The organism is Arthrobacter sp. MDT2-34-1, from assembly GCF_059091365.1.
The window spans coordinates 1-732 of record NZ_JBNHGO010000076.1 but is presented as its reverse complement, the minus strand read 5'-3'; the positions used below and the strand labels follow the sequence as shown (position 1 = coordinate 732).

Sequence of the window (732 nt, the reverse complement as noted above, 5' to 3'; positions counted from 1 at the left end):
AATGTCATCGATTCCGACCCTGCCCATGTCCCGCTCCGTTCGCTGCTGTGAAACTGAGGAATCAACGAATGCCCGGCGCTAGGACCGCCGGCTGCTCCGCCGCCCGATGATGAGAACGGAAACCACCACGACGCTGGAGATCAGTGAGATCACCACGCCGAGCGCCGCCAGGCGCGGATAGGTTCCGTTGGTGAACAGATCCAGGATTGCCATGCCCACCACGGGTGCTCCTGGACCTGAGAGCATGGAGGAGGCATTGACTTCACTGGCTCCGAGCACGAACAGCAGGGCCCATGCGGCAACCAGTGAAGGCGCCATCAGCGGCAGCATGACCCTGAAGTAGATCCGCCCGGGGCGGGCTCCGGAGACTTCAGCCGCTTCCACCATTTCCTTGCCTATTTGCTGGACCGCGGAATTCGCGTAGAGCGAAGCCTGCGGGATGAAGATGACCACGTAGGCCAGCAGTAGGATCATCAGGGTGCCGTTGAGCTTGAACGGTGCTCCGCTGAAGGCGACCAGGAACGCAATGCCAACGACGATATGCGAGATCGCTGCTGGAACTTTCAGGACCGCGTCGATGGCACGGTTCGTTCTGTTGTTCCGTCGGTGTATCAAATACGCGGTGATCGCCGTGAGGAACACAGCCGCCGTGGCAACTCCAAGGCCCAGGAAGAGGGAATTCTGCAGACCCTGCTTAAGCAATGCCTGCTCGCCGACGGCCTCGTAGTTGTC

Annotated in this window: 1 protein-coding gene; it reads right to left on the bottom strand. The window is 60.5% G+C overall.

Annotated features, from left to right (window positions below):
* Window positions 1–78 precede the first annotated feature (78 nt).
* Window positions 79–732: ABC transporter permease (locus AC5RVV_RS17695; protein WP_494002659.1), on the bottom strand; the 654-nt coding region annotated here is incomplete at its 5' end.